Origin of the sequence: Pseudomonas pergaminensis (genome assembly GCF_024112395.2) — a bacterium.
Lineage (GTDB): Bacteria > Pseudomonadota > Gammaproteobacteria > Pseudomonadales > Pseudomonadaceae > Aquipseudomonas > Aquipseudomonas pergaminensis.
Genome location: NZ_CP078013.2, coordinates 1,180,112 through 1,203,901, shown reverse-complemented (window position 1 = coordinate 1,203,901; position 23,790 = coordinate 1,180,112). Strand labels below are relative to the sequence as shown.

24 protein-coding genes are annotated in these 23,790 nt (G+C 61.9%); 12 read left to right on the top strand and 12 right to left on the bottom strand.

Features of this window, described 5'->3' with window-relative positions; translation table 11 throughout:
- Positions 1 to 118: 118 nt before the first annotated feature.
- Entirely contained in the window at positions 119 to 1,123 is a 1,005-nt protein-coding gene (gene yejK, locus KUA23_RS05470) for a nucleoid-associated protein YejK (RefSeq protein WP_010212893.1), read from the top strand.
- Positions 1,123 to 1,473, top strand: a complete 351-nt coding sequence (locus KUA23_RS05465; protein ID WP_099494122.1) for a glutaredoxin family protein — start codon at positions 1,123 to 1,125, stop codon at positions 1,471 to 1,473. Before yejK ends, KUA23_RS05465 begins: the two co-directional genes overlap by 1 nt.
- Here the strand turns inward: KUA23_RS05465 and KUA23_RS05460 are convergent, their stop codons facing one another.
- The 5 genes from KUA23_RS05460 to KUA23_RS05440 are packed head-to-tail and all read right to left on the bottom strand — an operon-like array spanning position 1,474 to position 5,235.
- A complete protein-coding gene (locus KUA23_RS05460) occupies positions 1,474 to 2,451 on the bottom strand; it encodes a FecR family protein (RefSeq protein ID WP_078047045.1) in 978 nt (325 codons plus the stop codon).
- A complete protein-coding gene (locus tag KUA23_RS05455) occupies positions 2,448 to 3,026 on the bottom strand; it encodes an RNA polymerase sigma factor (protein ID WP_043204830.1) in 579 nt (192 codons plus the stop codon). The genes KUA23_RS05460 and KUA23_RS05455 overlap by 4 nt, the downstream gene beginning before the upstream one ends.
- A gap of 8 nt (positions 3,027 to 3,034) precedes the next feature.
- Positions 3,035 to 3,361 (bottom strand): DUF3325 domain-containing protein, encoded by a 327-nt coding sequence (locus KUA23_RS05450; RefSeq protein ID WP_078047044.1) that lies wholly within the window; start codon positions 3,359 to 3,361, stop codon positions 3,035 to 3,037.
- Entirely contained in the window at positions 3,362 to 4,936 is a 1,575-nt protein-coding gene (locus KUA23_RS05445; RefSeq protein WP_100491432.1) for a PepSY-associated TM helix domain-containing protein, read from the bottom strand.
- Positions 4,933 to 5,235, bottom strand: a complete 303-nt coding sequence (locus tag KUA23_RS05440; protein ID WP_099494119.1) for a DUF3649 domain-containing protein — start codon at positions 5,233 to 5,235, stop codon at positions 4,933 to 4,935. Before KUA23_RS05440 ends, KUA23_RS05445 begins: the two co-directional genes overlap by 4 nt.
- Before the next feature lie 170 nt (positions 5,236 to 5,405).
- Between KUA23_RS05440 and KUA23_RS05435 the strand changes: the two genes are divergently transcribed.
- The 3 genes from KUA23_RS05435 to fecA all read left to right on the top strand — a co-directional run bounded on the left by KUA23_RS05435 (position 5,406) and on the right by fecA (position 9,260).
- Positions 5,406 to 5,894, top strand: coding sequence for a sigma-70 family RNA polymerase sigma factor (locus KUA23_RS05435; RefSeq protein WP_100491433.1), 489 nt, complete (start codon positions 5,406 to 5,408; stop codon positions 5,892 to 5,894).
- Entirely contained in the window at positions 5,891 to 6,832 is a 942-nt protein-coding gene (locus tag KUA23_RS05430; RefSeq protein ID WP_252993546.1) for a FecR domain-containing protein, read from the top strand. Before KUA23_RS05435 ends, KUA23_RS05430 begins: the two co-directional genes overlap by 4 nt.
- Positions 6,833 to 6,923: 91 nt before the next feature.
- A complete protein-coding gene (gene fecA / locus KUA23_RS05425; protein WP_100491435.1) occupies positions 6,924 to 9,260 on the top strand; it encodes a TonB-dependent Fe(3+) dicitrate receptor FecA in 2,337 nt (778 codons plus the stop codon).
- A 149-nt stretch (positions 9,261 to 9,409) separates the two neighbouring features.
- Here fecA and KUA23_RS05420 read toward each other — a convergent pair whose 3' ends face one another.
- Positions 9,410 to 10,321, bottom strand: coding sequence for a LysR family transcriptional regulator (locus KUA23_RS05420; protein WP_252993545.1), 912 nt, complete (start codon positions 10,319 to 10,321; stop codon positions 9,410 to 9,412).
- Positions 10,322 to 10,428: 107 nt separating this feature from the next.
- Between KUA23_RS05420 and KUA23_RS05415 the strand changes: the two genes are divergently transcribed.
- A complete protein-coding gene (locus KUA23_RS05415) occupies positions 10,429 to 11,943 on the top strand; it encodes an MFS transporter (protein WP_100491436.1) in 1,515 nt (504 codons plus the stop codon).
- Positions 11,944 to 12,002: 59 nt separating this feature from the next.
- On the opposite strand, the gene KUA23_RS05410 is transcribed toward KUA23_RS05415, so the two are convergent.
- Together KUA23_RS05410 and KUA23_RS05405 are read right to left on the bottom strand one after the other, a co-directional pair.
- Positions 12,003 to 12,413 carry an HPF/RaiA family ribosome-associated protein gene (locus KUA23_RS05410; RefSeq protein ID WP_078047036.1) on the bottom strand — a complete coding sequence of 137 codons (411 nt, stop codon included), beginning with the start codon at positions 12,411 to 12,413 and terminating at the stop codon, positions 12,003 to 12,005.
- A gap of 212 nt (positions 12,414 to 12,625) precedes the next feature.
- Entirely contained in the window at positions 12,626 to 13,573 is a 948-nt protein-coding gene (locus KUA23_RS05405) for a LysR substrate-binding domain-containing protein (protein WP_078047035.1), read from the bottom strand.
- Positions 13,574 to 13,710: 137 nt separating this feature from the next.
- Between KUA23_RS05405 and KUA23_RS05400 the strand changes: the two genes are divergently transcribed.
- The 3 genes from KUA23_RS05400 (at position 13,711) to KUA23_RS05390 (ending at position 16,970) form a co-directional block, all read left to right on the top strand.
- Entirely contained in the window at positions 13,711 to 15,087 is a 1,377-nt protein-coding gene (locus KUA23_RS05400; protein WP_252993544.1) for an L-serine ammonia-lyase, read from the top strand.
- Positions 15,088 to 15,149: 62 nt separating this feature from the next.
- Positions 15,150 to 16,436, top strand: coding sequence for a serine/threonine transporter (locus tag KUA23_RS05395; protein ID WP_252993543.1), 1,287 nt, complete (start codon positions 15,150 to 15,152; stop codon positions 16,434 to 16,436).
- A 219-nt stretch (positions 16,437 to 16,655) separates the two neighbouring features.
- Positions 16,656 to 16,970 carry a DUF3509 domain-containing protein gene (locus KUA23_RS05390; protein ID WP_078047032.1) on the top strand — a complete coding sequence of 105 codons (315 nt, stop codon included), beginning with the start codon at positions 16,656 to 16,658 and terminating at the stop codon, positions 16,968 to 16,970.
- Here the strand turns inward: KUA23_RS05390 and KUA23_RS05385 are convergent.
- Positions 16,967 to 17,455 (bottom strand): phosphate-starvation-inducible protein PsiE, encoded by a 489-nt coding sequence (locus KUA23_RS05385; RefSeq protein WP_078047031.1) that lies wholly within the window; start codon positions 17,453 to 17,455, stop codon positions 16,967 to 16,969. The genes KUA23_RS05390 and KUA23_RS05385 overlap by 4 nt on opposite strands.
- 272 nt (positions 17,456 to 17,727) lie before the next feature.
- Between KUA23_RS05385 and KUA23_RS05380 the strand changes: the two genes are divergently transcribed.
- On the top strand, positions 17,728 to 17,988 hold the full coding sequence (locus KUA23_RS05380) for a YebG family protein (RefSeq protein WP_016978245.1): 261 nt from the start codon (positions 17,728 to 17,730) through the stop codon (positions 17,986 to 17,988).
- An 89-nt stretch (positions 17,989 to 18,077) separates the two neighbouring features.
- Here KUA23_RS05380 and KUA23_RS05375 read toward each other — a convergent pair whose 3' ends face one another.
- On the bottom strand, positions 18,078 to 18,791 hold the full coding sequence (locus KUA23_RS05375) for a dienelactone hydrolase family protein (protein ID WP_078047030.1): 714 nt from the start codon (positions 18,789 to 18,791) through the stop codon (positions 18,078 to 18,080).
- Between the two features lie 253 nt (positions 18,792 to 19,044).
- On the opposite strand from KUA23_RS05375, the gene KUA23_RS05370 reads away from it, so the two are divergent.
- The gene (locus KUA23_RS05370) at positions 19,045 to 20,352 is read left to right on the top strand and encodes an acetamidase/formamidase family protein (RefSeq protein ID WP_100491439.1); all 1,308 of its coding nucleotides are present in this window, start codon (positions 19,045 to 19,047) and stop codon (positions 20,350 to 20,352) included.
- A 6-nt stretch (positions 20,353 to 20,358) separates the two neighbouring features.
- Here KUA23_RS05370 and KUA23_RS05365 read toward each other — a convergent pair whose 3' ends face one another.
- Positions 20,359 to 21,378 carry a Leu/Phe/Val dehydrogenase gene (locus tag KUA23_RS05365; protein WP_078047028.1) on the bottom strand — a complete coding sequence of 340 codons (1,020 nt, stop codon included), beginning with the start codon at positions 21,376 to 21,378 and terminating at the stop codon, positions 20,359 to 20,361.
- 187 nt (positions 21,379 to 21,565) lie between these two features.
- Here KUA23_RS05365 and KUA23_RS05360 point away from each other — a divergent pair, with 187 nt between their 5' ends.
- Positions 21,566 to 22,369, top strand: coding sequence for a SirB1 family protein (locus KUA23_RS05360; protein ID WP_078047027.1), 804 nt, complete (start codon positions 21,566 to 21,568; stop codon positions 22,367 to 22,369).
- Positions 22,370 to 22,393: 24 nt separating this feature from the next.
- Here the strand turns inward: KUA23_RS05360 and KUA23_RS05355 are convergent, their stop codons facing one another.
- Positions 22,394 to 23,764: an MFS transporter gene (locus KUA23_RS05355; RefSeq protein WP_252993542.1), complete on the bottom strand. Its 1,371-nt coding sequence runs from the start codon at positions 23,762 to 23,764 to the stop codon at positions 22,394 to 22,396.
- Positions 23,765 to 23,790: the final 26 nt, after the last annotated feature.

Here is a 23,790-nt window from a genome sequence, read left to right as displayed (position 1 = left end):
ATAGCCCGTCGGAGGGTGCCCAAAACGCCCTTCGAAGCCCGTCTCGGCCAATGGTGCGGTACACTTGGCGACTTTTCGGGGAGGCCGACCGCTCCCCTCTCAACCAGCCGAGAAGCCTATGCCGATCCGTCATTGCATCGTCCACCTGATCGACAAAAAACCCGACGGCACACCCGCAGTTCTCCACGCCCGCGACTCCGAGCTTGCCGAGTCGGCCGCCATCGAGAACATGCTTGCCGACCTCAACGAGAGCTACAACGCCAAACAAGGCAAGGCCTGGGGTTTCTTCCATGCCGAGTCCGGCGCGCACCCGTTCAGCGGCTGGTTGAAGGAGTATTTCGACGGCGGGCAGGATTTCACCACCTTCAGCCGCACCGCTGTCGAGCACCTGCAGAAGCTGATGGAAGAGTCCAACCTCTCCACCGGCGGCCATGTACTGTTCGCCCACTACCAGCAAGGCATGACCGACTACCTGGCCATCGCCCTGCTGCACCACAGCGAAGGCGTGGCGGTGACCGACGAGCTGGACGTGACCCCCTCGCGCCACCTGGACCTCGGCCAACTGCACCTGGCTGCGCGCATCAACGTCTCCGAGTGGCAGAACAACAAGCAGTCCAAGCAGTACATCTCGTTTATCAAGGGCAAGAACGGCAAGAAGGTTTCGGAATACTTCCGCGACTTTATCGGCTGCCAGGAAGGCGTCGACGGCCCGGGCGAAACCCGCACCCTGCTCAAGGCGTTCAGCGATTTTGTCGAAAGCGAAGACTTGCCGGATGAATCCGCCCGCGAGAAAACCAAGACCCTGGTGGACTACGCCAGCAGCCAGGCCAAGCTCGGCGAGCCAATGGGCCTGGAAGAACTCTCGGGCTTGATCGACGAAGATCGACCAAAAGCCTTCTACGACCACATCCGCAACAAGGATTACGGCTTGTCGCCGGAAATCCCGGCGGATAAGCGCACCCTCAACCAGTTCCGCCGCTTCACCGGACGTGCCGAAGGCTTGTCCATCAGTTTTGAAGCCCACCTGCTGGGCGACAAGATCGAGTACGACGAAGCCGCCGGCACCTTGATCATCAAGGGCCTGCCGACCCAACTGACCGATCAGCTCAAGCGCCGTAACTGATGCTCGGCGGGGTTTTCAAGAAAGTCCTGCTGGTGTTGCTGGTGGTGGTAGTGATCCAGAACTGGGGCAAGATCGAGCGGGTGTTCAACCCATCGCAGGTAGCCCCTGAGCACGTGCGCGCCTCGGCGCACGTGGTGCTCTACGCCACCGAGTGGTGTGGGTACTGCAAGCAGATCCGCCGGTTCCTGGACCAGAAAGCCATACCCTACCAGGCCTTCGATATCGAGAAGGACGCCCAGGCACGCAAGGCGTATGAGGCGTTGGGGGGTGGTGGGATTCCATTTGTGGACGTGAATGGCACGCTGATTCGTGAATACAGCCCAGAGAAAATCATGGCGGCGCTGAAGTAATCAGCGCACCACGATCATCCGCCCCAGTACTGTGTGCTGTTCAAAGCCGAGCACGGCCTGCAACGCATTCAACACCGCCTGCGGGTCCTTGCTAGGGAAGCTGCCGCTGACGCGCTTGGCCCCCATCTCATCGTTGAGCAACAGGATGCGACCGGGGTAGTAACGTTCCAGGTCCTTGACCACGTCGGCCAGCGGCGCCTTGTAGTAGTTGAGCCAACCGTCGCGCCAGGCCAGGCGGGATTCGCTGTCGACCCCGTGCATAGGATCGGCCATGCCATCGGCGTAGGCCACTTGCTGGCCCGCCGTAAGAATTTGCTGCTGGCCCTGCTTTGAAGGCGTCACACCAACCCGCCCGGACAATACCGTTACCTGGGCGCCTGCCGGTTGCAGGCGCACCTCGAACTGCGTGCCCAGCACCCGTGCCTCGCCACTGCCGGCCTCCACGACGAAAGACTCACCGGTGTGGGTCACGCTGAAAAAGCCGGCCCCTCGGCGCAGTTGGATATGCCGCTCGCCCTGCTTGAAATCCACGGCGATGGCGCTGTCGGCATCGAGGGTGACTTGGGATTTGTCGGCCAGGGTGACGGTTTTGATTTCGCCGGGCGCCGTCACGTAGTCGGCGCCCAAGTCATCGACCCAGCGCGACGGCTGCCAGCCGGCGCCCACGGACACCATCACCACCAGGCATGCAGCCATGGCCAGCGCCCCGGACCAACGCCCCCGCCGCGAACGCTTCGAGGTGTGCATGGCATTGAGGTAACCCTGCAACGCCAGCGCCTCTTCGTCCGCCAGCTTGCGCGCCGGTACTTCGCTCAACTCCCACAGCACCTGGGCCTGGGAATAGGCCTCGACGTGCGCAGGGTCGGCCCGCAGCCACTGGCTGAACGTGGCCTGGTCGCCACTGCTGGGCTGGTCGTGCAGCAGGCTCAACCAGGCCAGGGCCGCTTGTTCCTGGGCGGGCGTGGGGGTGACGTTCACGGTGCTTTCCCTGGCGTGCGTGGAGATGAGGGTTCGCGGAGGCTGGCTTTGCAGGCTTCGAGGGCACGCATCATATGTTTTTCCACGGCACTTTGGGACAGGCCCATGGCCTTGGCGATTTCCGCGTACTTGCGGCCGTGGATACGGTTGAGCAGGAAAATCTGCCGCGTGCGCTCGGGCAAGCTGCGCAGGGCGGCTTCGACGTGGCGTAGGTCGTTGCCGGCTTCCAGTGCTGCCTGGGGTTCGGAACCCTGGTTATCTTGCTGTTCGGGCAGCCAGCCTTCACTGCTGCGCACCCGGGCGCCTTCGCTGCGCAGGTGATCGATGGCGATGTTGCCGGCGCAGCGCAACAGGTAGGTGCTGAGCTCTTCGACCTGCACCAGCGGCCGGCGCCAGAAACGCAGGAACAGGTCCTGCACCAGGTCGGCCGCCGTGGCGCGGCACCCCACGCGGCGACTCACCAAGGCCTCCATCTGTGAACGCTGGGACAAAAACACCTGCAGGAAATGCGCACGTCCACCTGCCGCGTCAGCGTGCTGGCTGTCCTGGGATTCGGGTGGCGTGCTGATCATCATGTGCGGGCTCAGAGGGTGGCGAAGGCTGCGACAGGACTGGCGAGCAGACCAATGCCCGCCAGGATCAAGGCCAGCCTTGGCCGGTACGGCAACAACAGCACCAGCAGCAATGCGCTGAGCATCAACACGGCGCACCATTGCACCAGGCCCTGCCCCCAACCGGCGACACTCACCGCTGGCCAGATCGACACGGTCAGCAGCAACCAACCGGCCACACGCAAACCCAGGCGCCGGCGAGGCGAGGGCTTACTGTGCAACAGTTCGCCGTGATGGCGGTCGGTGGACAAGCACAGCGCGGTGAACCCGACGTAGCACATCAGCAGAGGGAGCAGCATTCAGTTCGCCTCCTGCTTGAGCGCCAAGGGGCGTGCGCGCTCCGCCTTGGGTGCAGGCACGGTGCGATGCTGCATCTTCCAGGCAGCCCACGCGAGAAACACGCCGCTGGCCAGGCAGGTCAGGTCAAAGCCGGCCATGGCCCAATCGCCGGTGGCCAGCGAGACGCCGAGGTGGTGCGATGTCGTCAACGCGTTGAGCAGTGGGATGGCAACAAACAGCATCGCACCCAGGCTCAACTGCTCGACCCAACCTTGTCGCCCGTGACGCAGGATGGCGTGCAACAGGCTCAGGCCCCACGCGATAAAGAAGGTTTGCACTTCCCAGTCGGAACGCTCGGCGAAGCTCACCGGCAGCAGACGGTTAGCCCAGAAAAACGCCGCGATGGCGATCATCAGCCCGGACATGCTGGCGATGTTCAGCACTTCCACCAAGCGCAGCTCAAACGGCATGACCACGGCCTTCGCGTGCTTGAGCTGGCGTTTGCCGAGCCAGATCACCAGCCCGGTGCCGATCATTGCCGTGCCCGCCAAGCCACAGATGAAGTACAACCAGCGCAGGACCGGACCGGCGAAATGGCCCATGTGCAGGCCGTAGAAACTGCCGCCGATGGCCGCCGGCAGCGACTGCTCGCCACTGACCCGCAACAGCTCGCCCGTGCTGCCATTGAAGGAAACGGTGCTGCCGAAATCATGCACCACGCTGTCGGCACCCGCGCGGAACACATTGACCGAGGCGTTCACATCGCTAGGGTTATTCACCGCCACGCGTCCCACATGCCCACCATCCCACTGCGCCCGGGCCTGCTCGTACATCGGCACCAGCGGCAGCAATGTGCCTGGCTGGCCTGATGCCGGTGCGTTATTGGTGTTCGGGAACACCTCGCTGAAAAAGGCACGGGTGTCGTTGCCATAAGAAGCCAGGATCGGCGCCGGCATCACCATGCTCATGAAGATCACCAGGCTGCTGTAGGTGATCATCAGATGGAAGGGCAGCACCAGCACACCCACTGCGTTGTGCCCGTCGAGCCAGGAGCGCTGGCCTTTGCGGGGGCGGAAGGTGAAGAAGTCCTTGAAGATTTTCTTGTGGGTGATGATGCCGGTGATCAGCGCGACGAACATCACCATCGCGGCAATGGTCGACAGCCAGCGGCCCCACGGGTGAGGCATTTGCAGTTGGAAATGGAAACGATAGAAGAACTCGCCGCCCATGCTTTCACGGGCCTGCACGGCCTGACCACTGACCGGGTCGAGGGTTTTCTGGATGAAATTGCCGCGCTTGCCGGGGTCGACCTTGTCTTGCCACATCACCGACAGCCCAGGGTCGCGGCTGTCTGGCAGGGTGATGAACCAGCGCGCAGCCGTCGGCGCCACCTGCTGCAAATAGGTTTGGGCAACGGTCAGGCTGCGTGCATCGTCGAGGGGATGGGCCTGCACTTCAGGCTGCATCCAGTGGCTGATTTCGTCCTTGAAATACGACAAGGTGCCCGTCAGGAAAATCGCAAACAGCAGCCAGCCAAAGATCAGCCCGGCCCAGGTGTGCAACCAGGCCATGGCCTGGCGAAAGCCCTCTTTCATGTGCGTGCCATCCACAAACCCACGCCCGCCAGCGTGGCAAACGCCGCGCTCGGCAACATCACGCCGAACCAGGCGCGCGCGGCACTGCGGCAGGCGAAACACCAGAGCACGGCCAGCAGGTAGAACACGAATGAACTCATCATCCCGGTGATCACTGCATCCGCGCGGGAAGTGGGTATCCACAGCGCCAGGCAGATGCTGGCCAGGGACGCCATCAGGTAGCCCCCCACCACGGCAGCCAGCACGCGCGAAGTCACGGCAAGACGATAGGAGACAGGCAGCGAGGTTTTGCTTTTCATGCAGGAAGCGCCAGGTTCATCAGCACGCAATATTAATGATAAATATTCTCATAAGCAAAACAGAACGGATGAATCACCTGTGCAGACGGATTGCCGAAGCCACTCACGCGCCCTACAATGCGAACAATTCTTGTTCTCTAAAGCATGGCGATGCTTGTGGAGTGTCCCCGTTGAGCCCGTCCAATACCGTCGAAGTGTTGTACAACGACCATCACCACTGGCTCACCGGCTGGTTGCGGCGCAAGCTCGGCTGCCCTGACAGTGCCGCCGACCTGGCGCAGGACACCTTTATTCGCGTGCTCACCGCGCGGGAAACACCCACGCTGATCGAGCCCCGCGCGTTCCTCACCACCGTCGCCAAGCGCGTGCTGTTCAACTTCTACCGCCGCCAGGACCTGGAGCGCGCCTACCTCGACGCCTTGGCGCAGATGCCCGAGCACGTGGCGCCGTCGGAAGAAGAACGCGCGATCATCCTGCAAACCCTGGTAGAGCTCGATCAACTGCTCGACGGCCTACCCGTCCAGGTCAAGCGCGCTTTCCTGCTGGCCCAATTGGATGGCCTGACCTACGCGCAGATCGGCGCTGAACTGGGCCTCTCCATCGCCACCGTCAAACGCCACCTGAACAAAGCGGCCATGCGCTGCTATTTCGCCCTATGAATTTCTCCACTCAAGTCGCCGAGCAGGCCGTGCATTGGCTGATGGAAATGCAGCAAGGCGCGCTCAACCCACGCCAGCAGGCAGCCTGGCAACAATGGCTGAACGCCCACAGCGAACACCAGCGCGCCTGGGACCATATGCAGCGCGTCAACCAGCGCCTGCGCGGCATGCCCTCGCCCCTGGCCCATGCCGCTTTGAACGCGCCTACCTCCACCAGCCGCCGCCAGGCCCTCAAGTTGCTGCTGATTCTCGGTGCCGGCTCGGCCGCCGCCTGGAGCCTGCGCCAGCAACATATCCTGCCGCCGCTGACCGCCGACTACCGCAGCCCCGTCGGCCAGCGTCGCAAGGTGCAACTGGCGGACGGCAGTCAGCTGCAGCTCAATACCGGCAGCGCGGTGGACGTGCACTTCGATGGCAAGCAACGGCTGATCCGCCTGCTTGAAGGCGAGATCCTGTTGACCAGTAGCGCCGGCAACACACCGCTGAACGTCTTGACCGGCCAGGGCCTGCTGACCAGCCAGGCTGCACGCATGAACGTGCGCCAGTTCAACGACCACACGCAACTGGCGGTCTTCGACGGCCGCGTCGAGGTGATGCCCAACACCTACAGCGGCCTGCCGTTGACGGTCGAGGCTGCGCGCCAGGTCAATTTTACGCGCAAAGGCTGGGACACCCCGCGCCCCACCGACGCCAACAGCGGCGCCTGGGCCGACGGCATGCTGGTCGCAGCCCACATGCGCCTGGAAGATTTCCTCGGTGAACTGGGCCGTTATCGTCGTGGCCAGGTCAACTGCGACCCTCAGGTGGCCAACCTGCTGATCTCCGGCAGCTACCCACTGGATGACAGCGAACGCATTCTCGACCTGCTGGAAGTCAGCCTGCCGGTGAAAGTGCGGCGCTTTACGCGGTATTGGGTGACGGTGCAGGCACGCGCCTGACATTTATTTCAAAAACACTGAGCCGTTTTCCATACCTCGCGTGACAGAGAAGGAAAGCCACCTTGATCCTTCCTTCTCAGGACCGCTCTTCATGCCCCAGCAACCGACGCTTCTCGCCCGCACTCTGCGCCAACTCCTACTCGGCGCCAGCTTAAGTCTTACGGCACTTCCCCCTGTGATGGCGGCCGATGCCAAGCCGTATCACATCGCCCCGACGTCGCTGGAAGCTGCGCTGAATCAGTTTGGACGCGAAGCCGGCGTGTTGATCTCCTTCAGTTCCGAAGTGACGGCGGGTATGCAGAGCCACGGTTTGTCCGGCAATTACGGCGCCGCGGACGGCCTGCAAAAACTGCTGGAAGGCACCGGCCTGCAAGCCCGCGCCGAAGGCGACAATGCCTACAGCCTGCAACCGGCCACGGCACCGGCCACTATCGAATTGGGCACGTCCAGCGTCGTCGGCGACTGGCTGGGCGACGCGGCGCAAACCAATGTGTTTGAACACCCCGGCGCCCGTGACGTGATCCGCCGCGAAGCATTCGAACGCCAGGGCGCCACCCAGGCCAAGGACGTGCTCAACCGCATTCCCGGCGTCAACGCCCCGGACAACAATGGCACCGGCAGCCACGACATGGCGCTGAACTTCGGCATTCGCGGCCTCAACCCGCGCCTGGCCTCGCGCTCCACGGTGTTGATGGACGGCATTCCGGTGCCCTTCGCGCCTTACGGCCAGCCGCAGCTTTCATTTGCACCGATCAGCATGGGCAACATGGATGCCGTCGACGTCGTACGTGGCGGCGGTGCCGTGCGATACGGCCCACAGAACGTCGGTGGCGTGGTCAACTTCGTCACCCGCGCAATCCCGGATGCACCCACGGTCAAAGGCGGCCTGCAGACCGAAACCAGCCCCTCCTCCAGCCATGACGGCTTCAAGACCACCGGCAACCTGCTCGCCGGCGGCACCGCCGACAACGGTTTGGGCGGCGCGCTGCTGTACTCCGGCACCCGTGGCGGCGACTGGCGCGAGAACAGCAACACGCGCATCGACGACCTGATCCTCAAGGGTAAATACCAACTCGATGACGCCAACAGCTTCAATGCCATGGCGCAGTACTACGAAGGCCAGGCCGACATGCCCGGCGGCTTGAACGTTGCGAACTACAAGGCCGATCCCTACCAGTCCACCCGCCCCTACGACAAATTCTGGGGCCGCCGCACGATGTTCAACGTCGGCTATCGCTATGAGCAGGACCGTCGCGAGTTCACCGTGAACAGCTTCTTCACCAAGACCCTGCGCAGCGGTTACCTCGACCAAGGCACATTCCTGTCGCTGTCCCCGCGTGAATACTGGGTGCGTGGCCTGGAAACCCGCTTCGCCCAAGGCTTCGACCTGGGCCCGACCAGCCACGAAGTGGGCGTCGGCTATCGCTACATCAACGAAGCCGGCCACGAACTGCGTTACCGCACGCCGATTGCCGCCAACCAACAGATCCCCACCACCGACAGCCGCAATGATCGCGACACCCGTGGTGGCACCGAGGCCAATGCCTTCTTCATCGATGACCGGATTGATATCGGCAAATGGACCATCACACCGGGCATTCGCTACGAGATGATCGAGTCCCAGCAAACCAACAACCTGAGCAACGTCAAATACAAAGGTGACTACAACACCGCCCTGCCGGCCCTGAACGTGCTCTATCACCTCACCGACGACTGGAACCTCTACGCCAACACCGAAGGTTCGTTTGGCAGCGTGCAGTACAGCCAGATGCCCAACCGTGTGACCAGCGGCGAAGTCAAACCGGAAAAAGCGCGCACCTGGGAACTCGGCACTCGCTACGACAACGGCAGCCTGCGCGCGGAAATCGGCGCGTTCCTGATCAACTTTGACAACCAGTACGAAAGCAACCAGACCAATGATTCGGTGATCGCCCGTGGTGAAACCCGCCACCAGGGCATCGAGTCCAGCATCAACTACGCCCTCGACGGCTTGAGCCCGGCGCTGGCAGGGTTCGATGTGTACGCCACCTACGCCTACGTCGACGCCACCATCCGCGAAGACGGCCCGAACAAAGGCAACCGCGTACCCTTCTCGTCCAAGCACAAGGGCACCCTCGGCGTGGGCTACACCGAAGGTCGCTGGAAACTCAACCTGGACAGCAGCTACCAGAGCAGCCAATTCGCCGACAACGCCAACACCCAGGCCGAAAGCGCCGACGGTGCGAACGGGCGCATCCCCGGCTACATGTTGTTCAGCAGCCGCGCCGCCTACGACTTCGGCCCGCAGCTGTCGGATTTGAACGTGGCGGTGGGGGTGAAAAACATCTTCAACAAGCAGTACTACACGCGCTCGTTCGACGATAACAACAAAGGCAAATACGTCGGTGAGCCACGCACGGTGTATGTGCAGACCTCCATCGCGTTCTAACGGCTCAAGCAACAGATAACCAGTGGTGAGCGGGGCCCGCTGTGGTGAGCGGGCTTGCCCCGCGCTGGACTGCGTAGCAGGCCCATCTTCCAGGGTCGCTGCGCAACCCGGCACGGGGCAAGCCCGCTCACCACAATGCCGGCGTTCATCTAACTGCCCGCCAGACACGACGGCGTACCGGCCACCAGCGCGTCGATGGCACAGCGCGTCTTGGCCGGCATGTGCGCCGCCGTGGGCCAGATCACGTTGATCGGCGAGGGCTGCTCGCGGTAACCGGGAAGTACCGCGTGCAGCTGTCCACGCAGGGCATAGTGGGCGATCAGCCAACTGGGCAACCAGGCCAGGCCCACACCAGCGATGGCGGCATCGGCCACAGCCTGGAGGTCGTCCATCATCAGCGGCGAGGCCACCCGCGTACGGTGCGGGCGACCCTGGTCGTCCTTGAGTTCCCATTCCAGGCGCGGGGCACTGCAGCGATAGGCAATGCCCCGATGCCCGGCCAGGTCCTCGATACACTCAATTTGACCCACACGCTGCAAGTACGCCGGTGATGCCGCCAGGCCAATCGCCTGCTCGCCCAGGCGACGAGCGCTCAAGCGGTCGGTGTCGGGCAACGCGCCAATGCGTACCGCCAAATCGAAACCTTCCTGGGCGACGTCGATCAGCCGGTCAGAAAAAGAAATCTCGATCTCCAGTTCGGCAAATCGATCCATCAACCCCCACAACGCCGGCGCGGCGTAGTGATGCCCGAAGGCCAATGGCAGGCTGGCCCTTAACCGCCCGCGTGGTTGCTGCCGCCCGCTTTCCAGCACGGACTCGGCGGCTTCCAGCTCCGCCAGCGCCCGCAGGCAATGTTCGTAGTAGGCCTGGCCGTCCTCGGTCAACCGCTGGCGGCGAGTAGAGCGCTGCAACAGGCACGTGCCGAGGCGCGCCTCGAGTCGCGCCAGGCCCTTGCCCACAGCGGAGCGCGTCAGGTTCAGTCGCTCGGCGGCCTCGGTCAGGTTGCCGCTCTCGACGATCTGCAGGAAGAGTTCGACACCGTCAAAACGTGGAGTGGTCATGGCACCAATTGTCGCTCTTGATTCCCTTATGAATGGAAAACTTATCACGAATAAAGAATTGGATTCCCCTGAAAATAACCCGATACCCCATCGACAGGAGAGTCCCCATGCCACCCGCCGCCACGTTATCGATCGCCAACCCACCGCGCACCGCCAGGAACGGCCTCGCCCTCACCGCCGTGTGCCTGGTCGCGCTGATGTTCGGCCTGGAAATCTCCAGCGTGCCGGTCATCCTGCCCACCCTCGAAAGGCAGCTCGGCACGGGTTTCCAGGACGCCCAATGGATCATGAATGCCTACACCCTGGCCTGCACCAGCGTGTTGATGGCAGCCGGCACCCTGGCCGATCGCTTTGGCCGCCGACGCATGCTGGTGCTGTGCCTGTGGCTGTTCGGGCTGGCGTCCCTGGCCTGTGGGTTGGCGGACAGTGCGTCGACGCTGATCGCCGCGCGTTTCGTCCAGGGCATCGGCGCCGGGGCGATGATGATTTGCCAGTTCGCGATTTTGTCGCACCTGTTCCGCGAACCGGCGGCGCGGGCGCGAGCGTTCGCGATCTGGGGTGTGATTGCCGGCCTGGGCCTGGGATTCGGGCCGATGGTGGGCGCGTTGATCCTGGCGGTGGCGGATTGGCGCTGGGTGTTTCTCGTGCACGTGCCGCTCACCCTGTTCACCCTGGTGTTGTTGCAGGTCAGCGTGCAGGAGTCCCGTGACCCGGCGGCCCATCGCCTGGACATTGCGGGCATGCTCACTTTGACGCTGTCGGTATTCGCCCTGGTCTACTTCATCACCCAGGGCACCGAACACGGCTTTGGCACCCCGGCGATGCTTGGTTGGGCGGGCCTGGCAGTGGCTGGGTTGCTGCTGTTCATCGTTGTCGAGCGGCGCAGCGCTCACCCGATGTTTGATTTCTCGGTGTTCCGGATCCAGCGCTTCAACGGCGCATTGATGGGCTCGATCGGCATGAACTTCAGCTTCTGGCCGTTCATGATCTACCTGCCGCTGTATTTCCAGGCTGGCCTGGGCTACGACACCCTGACCACCGGCGGCGCCCTGCTCGCCTACACCTTGCCGACACTGCTGGTGCCGCCACTGGCCGAACGCCTGGCCCTGCGCTACGGCGCAGAACGCATCATCACCGTGGGGCTAGGCATGATGGGCGCAGGCTTCTTGAGCATGGCCGCTGCCAACGCTGTGGCGCAGCCAAGCATCGTGCTGGTGCTACTCAGTTGCCTGATTGCCGGGGTGGGATTGGCGCTGACCAACTCCCCCACCACCAATACCACCACCGGCTCGGTTTCGGCCGACCGTGCGGGCATGGCCTCGGGTATCGATCTCAGCGCGCGACTGATCACCCTCGCGCTCAACATCGCGTTAATGGGGTTGGTGTTGTTGCTGGGGATCTGCCATCAACTGGCGGCCGTAATGCCCGAAAGCAGCATGCTGGAATGGCCGGCCATCAGCCAGAACATCGCGGCGGGCAAGCTGGCGTCATCCGCGTACCTGACCTTCACCGATGCCCAGGTAGCCCTGCGTCAGGGTGTCGGTTGGGCCATGCTCTTCGCGGGCCTGGGTGCGTGCGGGTTGGCGGGGTTGAGCAGGTATTTCTTCCGACGCGGCCAGTAAACGAAAACGGGCCTGCACATGCAGGCCCGTTCAGTGGGGGATGAAATAACGTTCAGCGATCAGCTGTTAAACACGGCACGTTCTTTTTCCAGAAACTCCTGTTCAAGCTCATCTTCATTGACCTTGGTGTCCGACAGACTTTTCCCGGCAGCGCGTGGCTTGCCTTGCAGTTTGCCAAACAGGTGTTCCAATGCATGGTCCAGCTTGGTGGCCGCCCCGTCGATCGCCTGTTCCAGGGTATCGGCCTTGTGCAGTACCGACAGCGGTTGATGGCCTTTTGGCCGCGCTTCCAGGCGGCAACTTAAATCGTGGGGACCGGGCTTGTCGCCGTTCTCATCCCGCAGGTAGACCTCCACTCGGGTCAGGTCTTCTTCGTAGCGTTCGAGCGTGCTCTCAATGGTAGTACGTACCCACTCCTCCAGTCGGATGCTGCTTTCAATATGGTTATCGCTATTGACTTGGATTTGCATAGTTCTTCCCTTATTTCAGCTAGCTCGCGAGAGGTCACAACTGCAACACCGGTGTGGTGAAACCATGACCTCTTGATTACACAATTGAGCAGTCCGAAGAACAATTCAACCCCTTTGCAAAGATAAATCACACATTACAAATTAAGTCTGACGACGAGCAAAAACGCTGTTAGGGTGGGGAGTTAGTTACATCTTCTTACGACCAGCCAACCTCACAATTGCCCCTCTCCCAATGGGTGCAATCCGCGAAAAATCCCCGCTTCCTCAACCAGCCAGTCATGCACCGCGCGTACGCCCGGATGGTTCAGTGCGCCCGGCGCATACAGCAACACGTAGCGTTTGTGGTTGGGCACGGCCAGGCCGAACGGTACGATCAAGGTGCCGCGCTCCAGTTCATCGTTGAGTAAGGTGCGCCGAGCGATGGCCACGCCCATGCCGGCAATGGCGGCTTCGATGGTCAGGTGGTTGCGGTTGAAGGTGTGGCCGCGGCGCACGTCTGCGGCGTGATAGCCGATGGCATTCAGGTAGAACTCCCACTCCGCGTACTCATAACTCCCACGCCAGGCGGTAATGTCGTGCAGCAGCGGGAAGTGCACCAGGTCGGCCGGGCCGTGCAGGGGTGGGCGCCCACGCAACAGGCTGGGGGCACAGACCGGAAAGATCTGCTCGTCCAACAGGGCTGTGGATAACAGGCCAGGGTAGCTGCCGTCGTTCAAGTCGATGGCCAGGTCGAAATCGCCCTCGTGCAGGGCGATGCTGCTGTCCTCGGCGACCATGCGCAGTTGGATATCCGGAAAGCGTTGCTGCAAGCGCGGCAGACGCGGGGTCAGCCATTTGCCCAGAAACGACGGGATCGAGCGCAGGCGCAAGGTGCCGCTGATCATCCCCGCATCCAAGCGCTGCAACTCGGCATCGATGCTCCCGTAGGCCTCACTCACGGTCGCGGCCAAACGCTGGCCCTCGGCACTCAGTTCCACCCCACGCGCCCGCCGATGAAACAAGCGGAAACCCAAGCGTTCTTCCAATTGGCGGATTTGCTGGCTCACCGCCCCCGGCGTGATGTGCAGTTCTTCGGCGCAACGGGTGAACGACAAATGCCGCGCCGCACAGGCAAACACGTGCAGCCAGACATACGTCTGGCCATGTAGGGGCCGGGTCATAGCGTTTAGTCCTGCTAAAGGGTGTCTTAGGATAATTCGTTGGTCAGTGCCGTTCCAGAGGGTCAGTATCGCGCCAATTCCGCTCGTCCTACAAAACATGGCAGCGATTTCTACTCCATTGCTTGTAAGGGTTTAGCATGGCTATCAGTGTTTTTGATCTATTCAAGGTGGGCATCGGCCCTTCCAGCTCCCATACCGTCGGCCCCATGCGAGCGGCCGCGACTTTTGCCCAAGCCCTGATCGACCAACAATTACTGAACGACACCCGCCGCGTGGAAGTGCGCCTGTATGGTTCGCTGTCCGCCACCGGTATTGGCCATGCCACCGACCGCGCTTGCGTGATGGGCCTGATGGGCGAATGGCCAGACCGGGTCGACCCCACCTCGATCAACGCACGCATCCAGCAACTGCGCGAATCCGGCCGACTGCTTCTCGCAGGTCAGCAGGACATTGCTTTCAACTGGAAGCACGACCTCCTACTGCTGGACGAAAGCCTGCCCTACCACCCCAACGCCATGTCCTTGCACGCCTACGGCGAAAACGGCCTGCTGAGCGAGCAAACCTATTACTCGGTGGGCGGCGGTTTCATTATCGAAGCTGCCGAAGCCGCCTCCGGCATTGCGCCGACCAGCGATGTTGAATTGCCCTACGACTTTTCCAGCGCCGTAGAACTGCTGGCCTTGTGCAACAAGCACGGCCTACGGGTTTCCGAGCTGATGATGGCCAACGAACGGGCTTGGCGCAGCGATGCCGACATCCGCAGTGGCCTGCTGCATATCTGGTCGGTGATGCGCGAATGCGTGGAGCAAGGCCTGCGCGATGAAGGCATCCTGCCGGGTGGGCTGGACGTGCCGCGCCGTGCGGCGAAATTGCACCGCAGCCTGCTGGAAATCGGCAAACCGAATGTCATCACGTCGACCCTGTCGGCCATGGAGTGGGTCAACCTGTTCGCCCTCGCCGTCAACGAAGAAAACGCAGCCGGTGGGCGCATGGTCACCGCACCGACCAACGGCGCTGCCGGGATCATCCCGGCCGTGCTGCATTACTACATGAAGTTCAACGCCGACGCGTCTGACGATGATGTAGTCAATTTCTTCCTGGCCGCGGCGGCAGTCGGCATTCTCTGCAAGAAAAACGCCTCGATCTCCGGTGCCGAAGTCGGCTGCCAGGGCGAAGTCGGTTCGGCCTGCGCCATGGCGGCTGCGGGTTTGGCCGATGTCCTCGGTGCCACCCCCGAGCAATTGGAAAACGCTGCCGAAATCGGCCTGGAGCACAACCTCGGCCTCACCTGCGACCCGGTCGGCGGCCTGGTGCAAGTGCCGTGCATCGAGCGTAACGCCATCGCGGCGGTCAAGGCGATCAACGCCACGCAAATGGCCCTGCGCGGTGACGGCAAGCACTTCATTTCCCTCGACCGGGTGATCCGCACCATGCGCGATACCGGCGCCGACATGCATGACAAATACAAAGAAACTTCACGGGGCGGCCTGGCGGTCAGCTGGGTGGAGTGCTGATCGGAGCACTGCTACCCGCCCCAAACGTGAGCCCGCGCAAAAATAATAACGAGGCAATAACGATGACCGATGTACGTACACCTGCTGCCGAAAATCCTGTTGCAGAAAACACCGTGACCACCGGCTGGACCAAACACGACACCACCTGGATGCTGGGCCTCTACGGCACCGCCATCGGCGCAGGCACCCTGTTCCTGCCGATCAATGCCGGCGTCGGCGGTTTCTGGCCGCTGATCGTGCTGGCCCTGCTGGCCTTCCCCATGACCTTCTTCGCCCACCGTGGGCTGACGCGCTTTGTGTTGTCGGGCAAATCCGGCGACATCACCGAAGTGGTCGAAGAACATTTCGGCGCCGGTGCGGGCAAGCTGATCACCCTGCTGTATTTCTTCGCCATCTTCCCGATCCTGCTGGTGTACAGCGTGGCGCTGACCAATACCCTGGGCAGCTTCATGGAACACCAACTGCACATGACCCCACCGCCCCGGGCCATCCTGTCGCTGGTGCTGATCCTCGGCCTGATGGCCATTGTGCGCTGCGGCCAGAGCGTGATCGTCAAGGCCATGAGCGTGCTGGTGTACCCTTTCGTGGCCGCCCTGTTGCTGTTGGCCGTGAGCCTGATCCCCAACTGGAATGGCGCGTTCTTCGCCTCAGCTGGCGAAGGCATGCCACTGCCGATCTTCTTCAAGACGCTATGGCTGGCCATCCCGGTGATGGTGTTTTCCTTCAACCACTCGCCGATCATCTCCGCGTTCGCCGTCGACCAGAAACGCGTGTATGGCGCACAGGCCGAACGCAAAAGCAGCGGCATACTCGCCACCGCCCACGGCATGATGGTGCTGACTGTGATGTTCTTCTGCTTCAGCTGCGTACTGGCGCTGTCGCCAGCCGACCTGGCAGCGGCCAAGGCCCAGAACATCTCGATCCTGTCGTACCTGGCCAACCACTTCCAGACCCCGGTGATCGCCTACGCGGCGCCGTTGATCGCACTCGTGGCCATCACTAAATCCTTCCTCGGCCACTACATCGGCGCGAGTGAAGGTTTCCAGGGCCTGATCGTCAAATCCCTGCGCGGGCGCAATCGTTCGATGTCGTCGAAATGGCTGGAGCGCTGCACCGCGCTGTTCATGGTGCTGACCTGCTGGGCCGTGGCTACCTTCAACCCAAGTATCCTGGGCATGATCGAGACCATGGGCGGGCCGATCATCGCGTGCCTGTTGTTCCTGATGCCGATGTACGCGATCCGTCGCGTGTCATCTTTGCGCCAGTATTCGGGCCAGCTGTCGAACGTGTTTGTGGTGGTGATCGGCTTGATTGCGCTGTCTGCGATCGTTTTCTCGGTACTGCCCTGAAATAGATCACCCAACAAAAAGGCGAACCTCGGTTCGCCTTTTTCATGTCCCGCAATAACGGCTCGGCGCCTTATGCGGCACGGCCTTTGCTGTACAGCTGTGGAGGGAAACGGACCTTGTGAAAACCTCAGCGACGGAGTGGCCGATGGTCAGGAGACGCGAACTAATCCCGACACCGGTCGTCAATGACTGCATGTTCTTATCAGGCGGTAACGCACCATGGACAATCCTTTTCAGATCATCACCGACACCTTCACCCCGCAATACCGCGTCAACCTGAGCATCCAGCGCCTGGACGGCAGCATCATGCTGACCCTCTCCAACGATCAAGGCGTGGTGGCTAAACGCATGATCAGCGCCGAACAACGCAATGATCCCAAGCGCCTGAAGCGCCTGGTACAGAGCATCCAATTCGGCATTGCCATCGAACAGGGCCACAGTGCCATGGAGATCCTGGCGGTGATGACCGATGGCGACCACAAAGTGCTACAGCGGCCGCCAGCCCGCTCCCTGCCCTTCAGCGTCGGCCTTTAAAGCTCGCCCTTCTCGGTTTCCAGGCTCGCCTCGCCCTTGCGACGCGGGCCTTCGACCTTCACGGAGGGAAACGCCGAAGACGCATAGCGCACCACCAGGATCGCAAACGCCAACAGCAGAATCCCGCCGCACAGGTAGATGATGCCGATGTCGGGCGGGTTGTGGTGGGACACGTTGGAAATCAGCAGGCGCGTCAGCGCGGTGATTGCCACGTAGATCAGAAAGCGCACGGGCATGTGGTTGGTCTTGAAGTAAATCCCGACCATCGCGCCCAATTCGAGGTAGATGAACAGCAGCAATATGTCATCGATCTTGATATGCCCATTCTCGAGCATCCCCAGAAACTCCATCACCGCTGCCCACGCGGTCACCGCACCAATGGCGAACAGCGCCAGGTAGTGGAACGACTCGACGAACAGATTGCCCAGGGACTCGGCCAGCCCGTGTACGTTCTGGCGCAGCCTTTCGGCCCAATTGATCTTCACGATGATGCTTCCTTAGGTCGACTCGACCGGATAATGCGGGTTGGACGTGACGGTTGTTCTGCATGCAGAAAAAAGGCCAGAGGCAGGTATAAGATGATGGCGGCGTGACATGAGGCACGCCTGAGCTGTATTTACGGGCTACATTAAAAAACTGCTACCCAAACGCTGTGGTTTCGCTTAACCTTTTTACTGTATATATAAACAGCACTCAGCAACACCCGAAGCAAGGGCTACTCCCCTTCACTACTGCACCCTGATGACGAGGCCAAAAAATGGCTGTTGAAACCCTGTATCGCAGTACCCGCGACTTGGAGACTACATTCGTGGATCGCAAACTAGCCGACGCACACGACCAGATGCTTGAGCTGGCAGAGTCTCTGATGGATGTCCTGTTGAAAAACGTGGAAGGCTTGACTGAAAAGCAGGCAGAAGACGCCGGTATTTTCATGGCCAAGAACCGCGCCGCCTTTGCAGCAGCGTTCAAGAACAACGCCAGCGCCCTGGCTGAGATCGGGCAGCCAGAGGCAGAGTAAGGAGGCCGGCCCGCCTCCGTTGATTCGCGTTGAATCATCAGGTTCAGGCAGCCGGGCTACTCATCGCTTTACCGAAAGCTATTTACACCTTATGCCTGCCACAAGGTTTTGCCGAAGAAGGTCAACGTGCGGTCCCACGCCAGTTGCGACCATGCGGCATCGTATTGCGTGTCGGGTATGCGGCCATGGCCGATCGCCGTCTCGTTGGCAAAGGCATGACGCGCCAGGTAGCGGTAAAACGTGGCGTCTACGCCTGCCGCATGCAGCGTTGATTCCAGCTCGGCGACGGTTTCGATGTTGAAAAAAGCATCCTGCGTGCCCCAATGGCCAATCAGCGGTGCTTTGATTTTTGCCGCATCCAGGTATTCAAGCGGCGGGAAGCCATACCAGACCACACCCGCGGCCAGTTCCGGAATGGCATTGAGCGCCAACAGCGTCAATGCCCCGCCCATGCAGTAGCCAGTCACGCCGACTTTCCTCGAGTCGGCCTGCAGGTAGCGCACCGCGCCTTTTATGTCCTGGGACACCGCATCACTGAAATCCAGGCTATCCATCAGGTGGTGGGCTTCTTCCTCTTCCACTGTGGAAGCGCCGCGATAAAGGTCCGGTACCAATACCCGGTAACCGCACTCGGCCAGGCGAATGGCCACGCCCTTGATCTGCTCGTTAAGCCCCCACCACTCCTGAATCAATACGATGGCCGGCGCCCCGTCCAGTACAGCAGGGCTGGCCAGGTAGCCATTGACCTCGGCACCGTCTGGACGCTTGAACGTTACGGACTGCGCTGTTGCTTGATTGGACATGAAAACTCTCCGCGGCAAGTAGGAAAACAATAGCTGGCAAGCACCTCAAAGCGCCCGCCCTCAGAACCCTACCAGGATTTTTACGGTTATAAACCTTCCTCTCCCGTCGTTATGTACCACTGTGTATTAGCGCCCCCGCGCGACATATTCGGGATACAAAACACTTGTCTACTGGGCCTGCCTGAACCTTCCATGATCAACATGCCCCGACCAAAGGTGAAGGTTCAATCAAATAGGACCCGGAGAATAAAAAATGCACAACCCAGCACCGGTTGATCGCCTGATCGTCAACACCTACACCAACGGGCTCATCGGCCCCAGCCAGAAAATGCTCGGCCCGCTCGCTGACGGCGGCACGCTCATCACAGGAACCCCGCCGGGTTGCTGGGGCCCGATGATCACGCCCGCGTTTGAGGGGGGCCATGAGGTGACTCAACCCGTATTCATCGCCGGTGCCGAAGTCGGTGACGCTGTGGCCCTAAAGATCATACGCATGCGCGTGACGTCCCACGCCACCTCCTCAGGCGTCATGCGCTTTGTTGAAGGGCGCTATCACGGCGACCCCTTTGTCGCCAAATTCTGCTCCAATTGCGGGCAAGAGCATCCCGCCAGCCATGTCGAAGGAATCGGCGCAGAGGCTATCCGCTGCAATGCCTGCGATGCAGAGGTCAGCGCGTTTCGTTTCAGCCATGGCTACGTCATCGTATTCGATGCCGAGCACCAAGTGAGCCTGACCGTGAACCAGGCCGTGGCCGACCGCCTTGCCGGCCAGGCACCGCAGATGGCGGCGTTGCCGGAACTGTCCGCCCAGCACTCCATTCTGTCCCTGGCCCGCGCCGACATCCCTGGCCTTGCGGCTCATATGCGGCCGTTCCTGGGCAATATCGGTACTACGCCTTCACGGGATTTGCCGGATTCCCACAACTGCGCCGACTTCGGGCAATACCTGGTCGGCGCCCCTCACCGCTACGGCATGACACACGAACAACTGCATGCGGCAAAAACCGACGGGCACATGGACACCAACTCGGTACGCGAAGGTTGCGTCCTGATTTGTCCGGTAAGAGTCCCCGGCGCCGGTGTGTACATGGGAGATATGCATGCCCAGCAAGGCAATGGTGAAATTGCCGGGCATGCCACCGATGTGTCGGGGGAAACCGAACTCACCGCCCACGTGATCAAGGGGTTGACCCTCGACGGCCCGATCCTGCTGCAAAACCTTGACGATCTGCCGCCCATGGCACGCCCCATGACCGCCGAGCAACGGCTGCAAGTCAAGGCACTGGGCGAGCGCTGGGGGCAGGTCGAAATCGAAGACAATGGGCCCATTACCTTTATCGGCAGCGGAGCCGACCTCAACCTTGCGACGGAAAACGGCTTGGAACGCGCGGCTGCGGTCACCGGCCTTTCTATGGATGAGGTACGCAACCGTGCAACGCTTAACGGCTCGATTGAAATAAGCCGGTTGCCGGGCACTGTCCGCGTCACGATCCTGTGCCCGATGCACATTCTTGATCGCCTGGGTGTCGGCCCACTTGTGCGCGAAAAGTATTCGCTCTGACTTGCGTCAGCGGTACAGCAATCGCTCCGCCAGCTCATCCGCCACCCGCGCGGGTGAGCGTTTTTCTGCCTGGGCGTGGGCAAAGATTTCCGTGAGGCGTTTGCCGATGTTGGACAGGTGCGCAGTGATGGTCGGCAGATCCGCCCCGCTGTGCTGGAGTGCGACGTAGATCAGCCCGCCGGAGTTGATCACATAGTCCGGGGCGTAGAGGATGCCGCGCCCTTCCAGTTGGTCGGCCACTTGCAGGTTGGTCAATTGCGCGCTGGCGGAACCGGCGACGGCGGCACAGCGCAGTTGGCCGACGCTCTGGCGGTTGAGTACGGCGCCGAGGCCGCAGGGCGCGAGGATGTCGCAGGGGGTACTGAGCAAGGCGTCATTGGCGATGGGATGGGCGCCCAGTTGTTCCATGGCCAGTTGCACCTTGCCGTGGTCGATGTCGCTGACCAGCAGTTCGGCCCCGGCGGCGTGCAGTTGTTCGGCCAAGGCATAACCGACATTGCCCAGGCCCTGGATCGCCACCCGCAGGCCTTCGAGGTTATCGCTGCCCAGGCGTGCCATGGCCGTGGTGCGGATACCGGCGAATACGCCCATGGCGGCATGTGGAGACGGGTCGCCGGCGGCGGTGGTGCTGGTGACAAAGCGGGTGTGCTGGGCGATGCAGTCCATGTCGGCCACCGAGGTGCCGCTGTCGGTGGCGGTGATGTAGCGACCGTCGAGTTGCTCGACGCAACGGCCAAAGGCCTCGAACAGCGCCGCGCGGTTTTCCACATGGGCCGGCCGCAGGATCACGGCGGTGCCACCGCCCACCGGCAAGCCTGCCAACGCGGCCTTGTAGCTCATGCCTTGGGCCAGGCGCGCGGCATCGGCCACGGCGCTTTCGTCGTCGGGGTAGGAGAGATAGCGACAGCCGCCGAGCGCGGGGCCCAGGCGGCTGTTATGGATGGCGATGACCGCCTTCAGCCCGGTGACCGGGTCGACGCTCAGGTGCAGCGATTCAAGGCGGGTGCTGTGCATGAGAGCAAACATCGTCAAGCTCCCGAATCACTTCTGGTAGTGGGCCAAGTATAGGCTTGCGGTGAAAAACTGCCGGACCACGCTGGAATAAGACGGCCGTTTTAGGAGGGCTTGCGACATAAGCACGCAGGATATTTCCTAAGCCACTGGACGAAAATTCCCAGCAAGGCTAAAACGGGGGCATCCGCCGGAGAATGCAATGAATCCCCGCAAAGCCTTTTTTGCCTGCCTGGAACGCTCGCCCCCTGCGCTGTTTGAAGCCGCGCTGTGGATAGCCGCCGAGCACGACCCGGCGGTGCAGCCGCTGGTGATCCTGCAGGAGTTGGCGTTGCTGCAACAGCAGGTGAGCCAAGGCATGCCCCTGCTGCCTGCCGATGAGCTGGGCCAGCCGCTGTTGCGGCGTATGAATGACCTGGGGTTTGCGCAGGACGAATTCACCCCGCTGCGTCCTGCTGCTGCCCTGCTGGACAAGGTGTTGCAGCGCAAGCGCGGGCAACCCTTGGCGATGGGGCTGATCGCCCTTGAGCTGGCGCGTCGCCTGGATATTCCCTTGGTTGGCGTGAACTTCCCCGGCCACTTCCTGCTGCGCGTGCCCGGCGCCGACCACCTGCTCGACCCGTGCGGCGGCCGGCGCCTGTACCCCAATGACTGCCGCGACCTGCTGCAACGCCAGTACGGCCCTAACCTCAAATTGCAGGCCGACCACCTGCACACCGCCGACCCGCGCTCGATCCTGCAACGGCTGTCACGCAACCTGCGCCAATTGCATCTTTCCAACGATGTGCCGCTCGCGGCCCTGGTCGACGCCGAGCGCGTGCTGGAGCTGGGCAATGCCAGCGCCGCCGATTACCTGGCGCGGGCCAGCCTGTACCAGCGGCTGGACTGCCCCAACGCCGAGCGTTATGACCTGGAACACGCGCTGATGCTCAGCGAAGACCCGATCCAGCGCCTGCGCCTGACCGAGCGGCTGGGGCATCTGCCGCCCAATACAGTGGTGCATTGAGCAAACCATTATTCCTGCGATGAATCAGTCCTTCGCCGGCACCCTGAGCACATCGCCGGGCAGCGGGCTCTTCGGCGCCTCAACCCCGGGCGAACGCACTTGGATAATCAACAACGCCGCCATCACCGCCGGAATCGCGCAGAAAAAGAAAATCTGCTCCACCGGGATATGCATCGCCAGCAGCATGCTGCCAAACAGTGGTCCCAGGATTGAGCCAAACCGACCCACGCCCAACGCCCAGCCCGTACCCGTGGCGCGCACGTGCGCCGGGTAGAAATTGCTGGCAAAGGCATTGAGGGTCAGTTGGCCCCCGATGATGCAAAACCCGGCCGCAAACACACAGGCCACCAGGTAGCGCGGGTTGTCATGGTTCAGGCCGAGCAGGATGGTGCACACCGCAGCGGCTGCCAGCACGCCGGAGAGCAATCGCACTTTGCTTTTCAAGCGGTCGGCGAACCAGGCCATGCCGATGGCACCCAGGGTGCCGGCAAACAGGAACATCGAAGTCACCAGGTTGGCTTCTTTCAGCGCCAAGCCACTTTCCAGCAGCAACGATGGCAACCAGCTGATCATGAAGTACAGCAAGATCAGGCTGACAAAGAAGGTCGCCCAGATCAGCAACGTCGGGCGTGCATAGCCGTTGCGGAACAACTCCACCACGGTCAGTTTGCTGCCTTGCGCCTCCTGGGTTTGCGCCTCGCTCGCCCGCGGCGGTTGCCAGTCCGGCAGCATGCGTGATGTGACTTTCTGCAGCCGCGCATAAGGTGGTGCATCACGCAGCAAGCGCGGTAGCGACTCCGGCAGCAGCCACACCAGAAACGGAAACAACAGCAGCGGCGTCACGCCACCGGCCAGAAACACGGCCTGCCACCCGAAGCCTTCGATAAACCCCGCCGCCACAAACCCACCCGCCGCCCCGCCAAACGAGAAACCACAGGCCGCCAGGGTCACCATCAAGGTGCGCAAGCGTGGTGGGGAGTATTCCGACATCAACGCCATGGCACTCGGCATGGCGCCCCCCATGCCTATACCGCAGATAAACCTGGCGGCCATCAAGGTGGTCAGCGAGTTGGCGAACACCATCAGCACCGTGAGGCTGGCGTAGATCAGCACGCAGCCGAGCAGAATGCGCCGCACGCCAAAGCGGTCGGCCAAGGGTGTCACCAGCAGCGAGCCCAGCGTGAGCCCGAGCAGGTTGGCGCTGAACACCGGACCGAACGCGGCTTTTTCCAGCCCCCAGTCCTTGGCCAGCGCCGGCACCACATAGCCCAGCACTTGCGCGTCGTAGCCATCGGTCACCAGCAACAGCGCCAGCAACAGGAGAATCAACCACTGATAGCGCGACACCGGACGGGCGTCGAGTGCCGCGCGGAAGCTGGCAATCTGATTGTGCATCGCAAGGTACCTTTGTTTTTATTTTT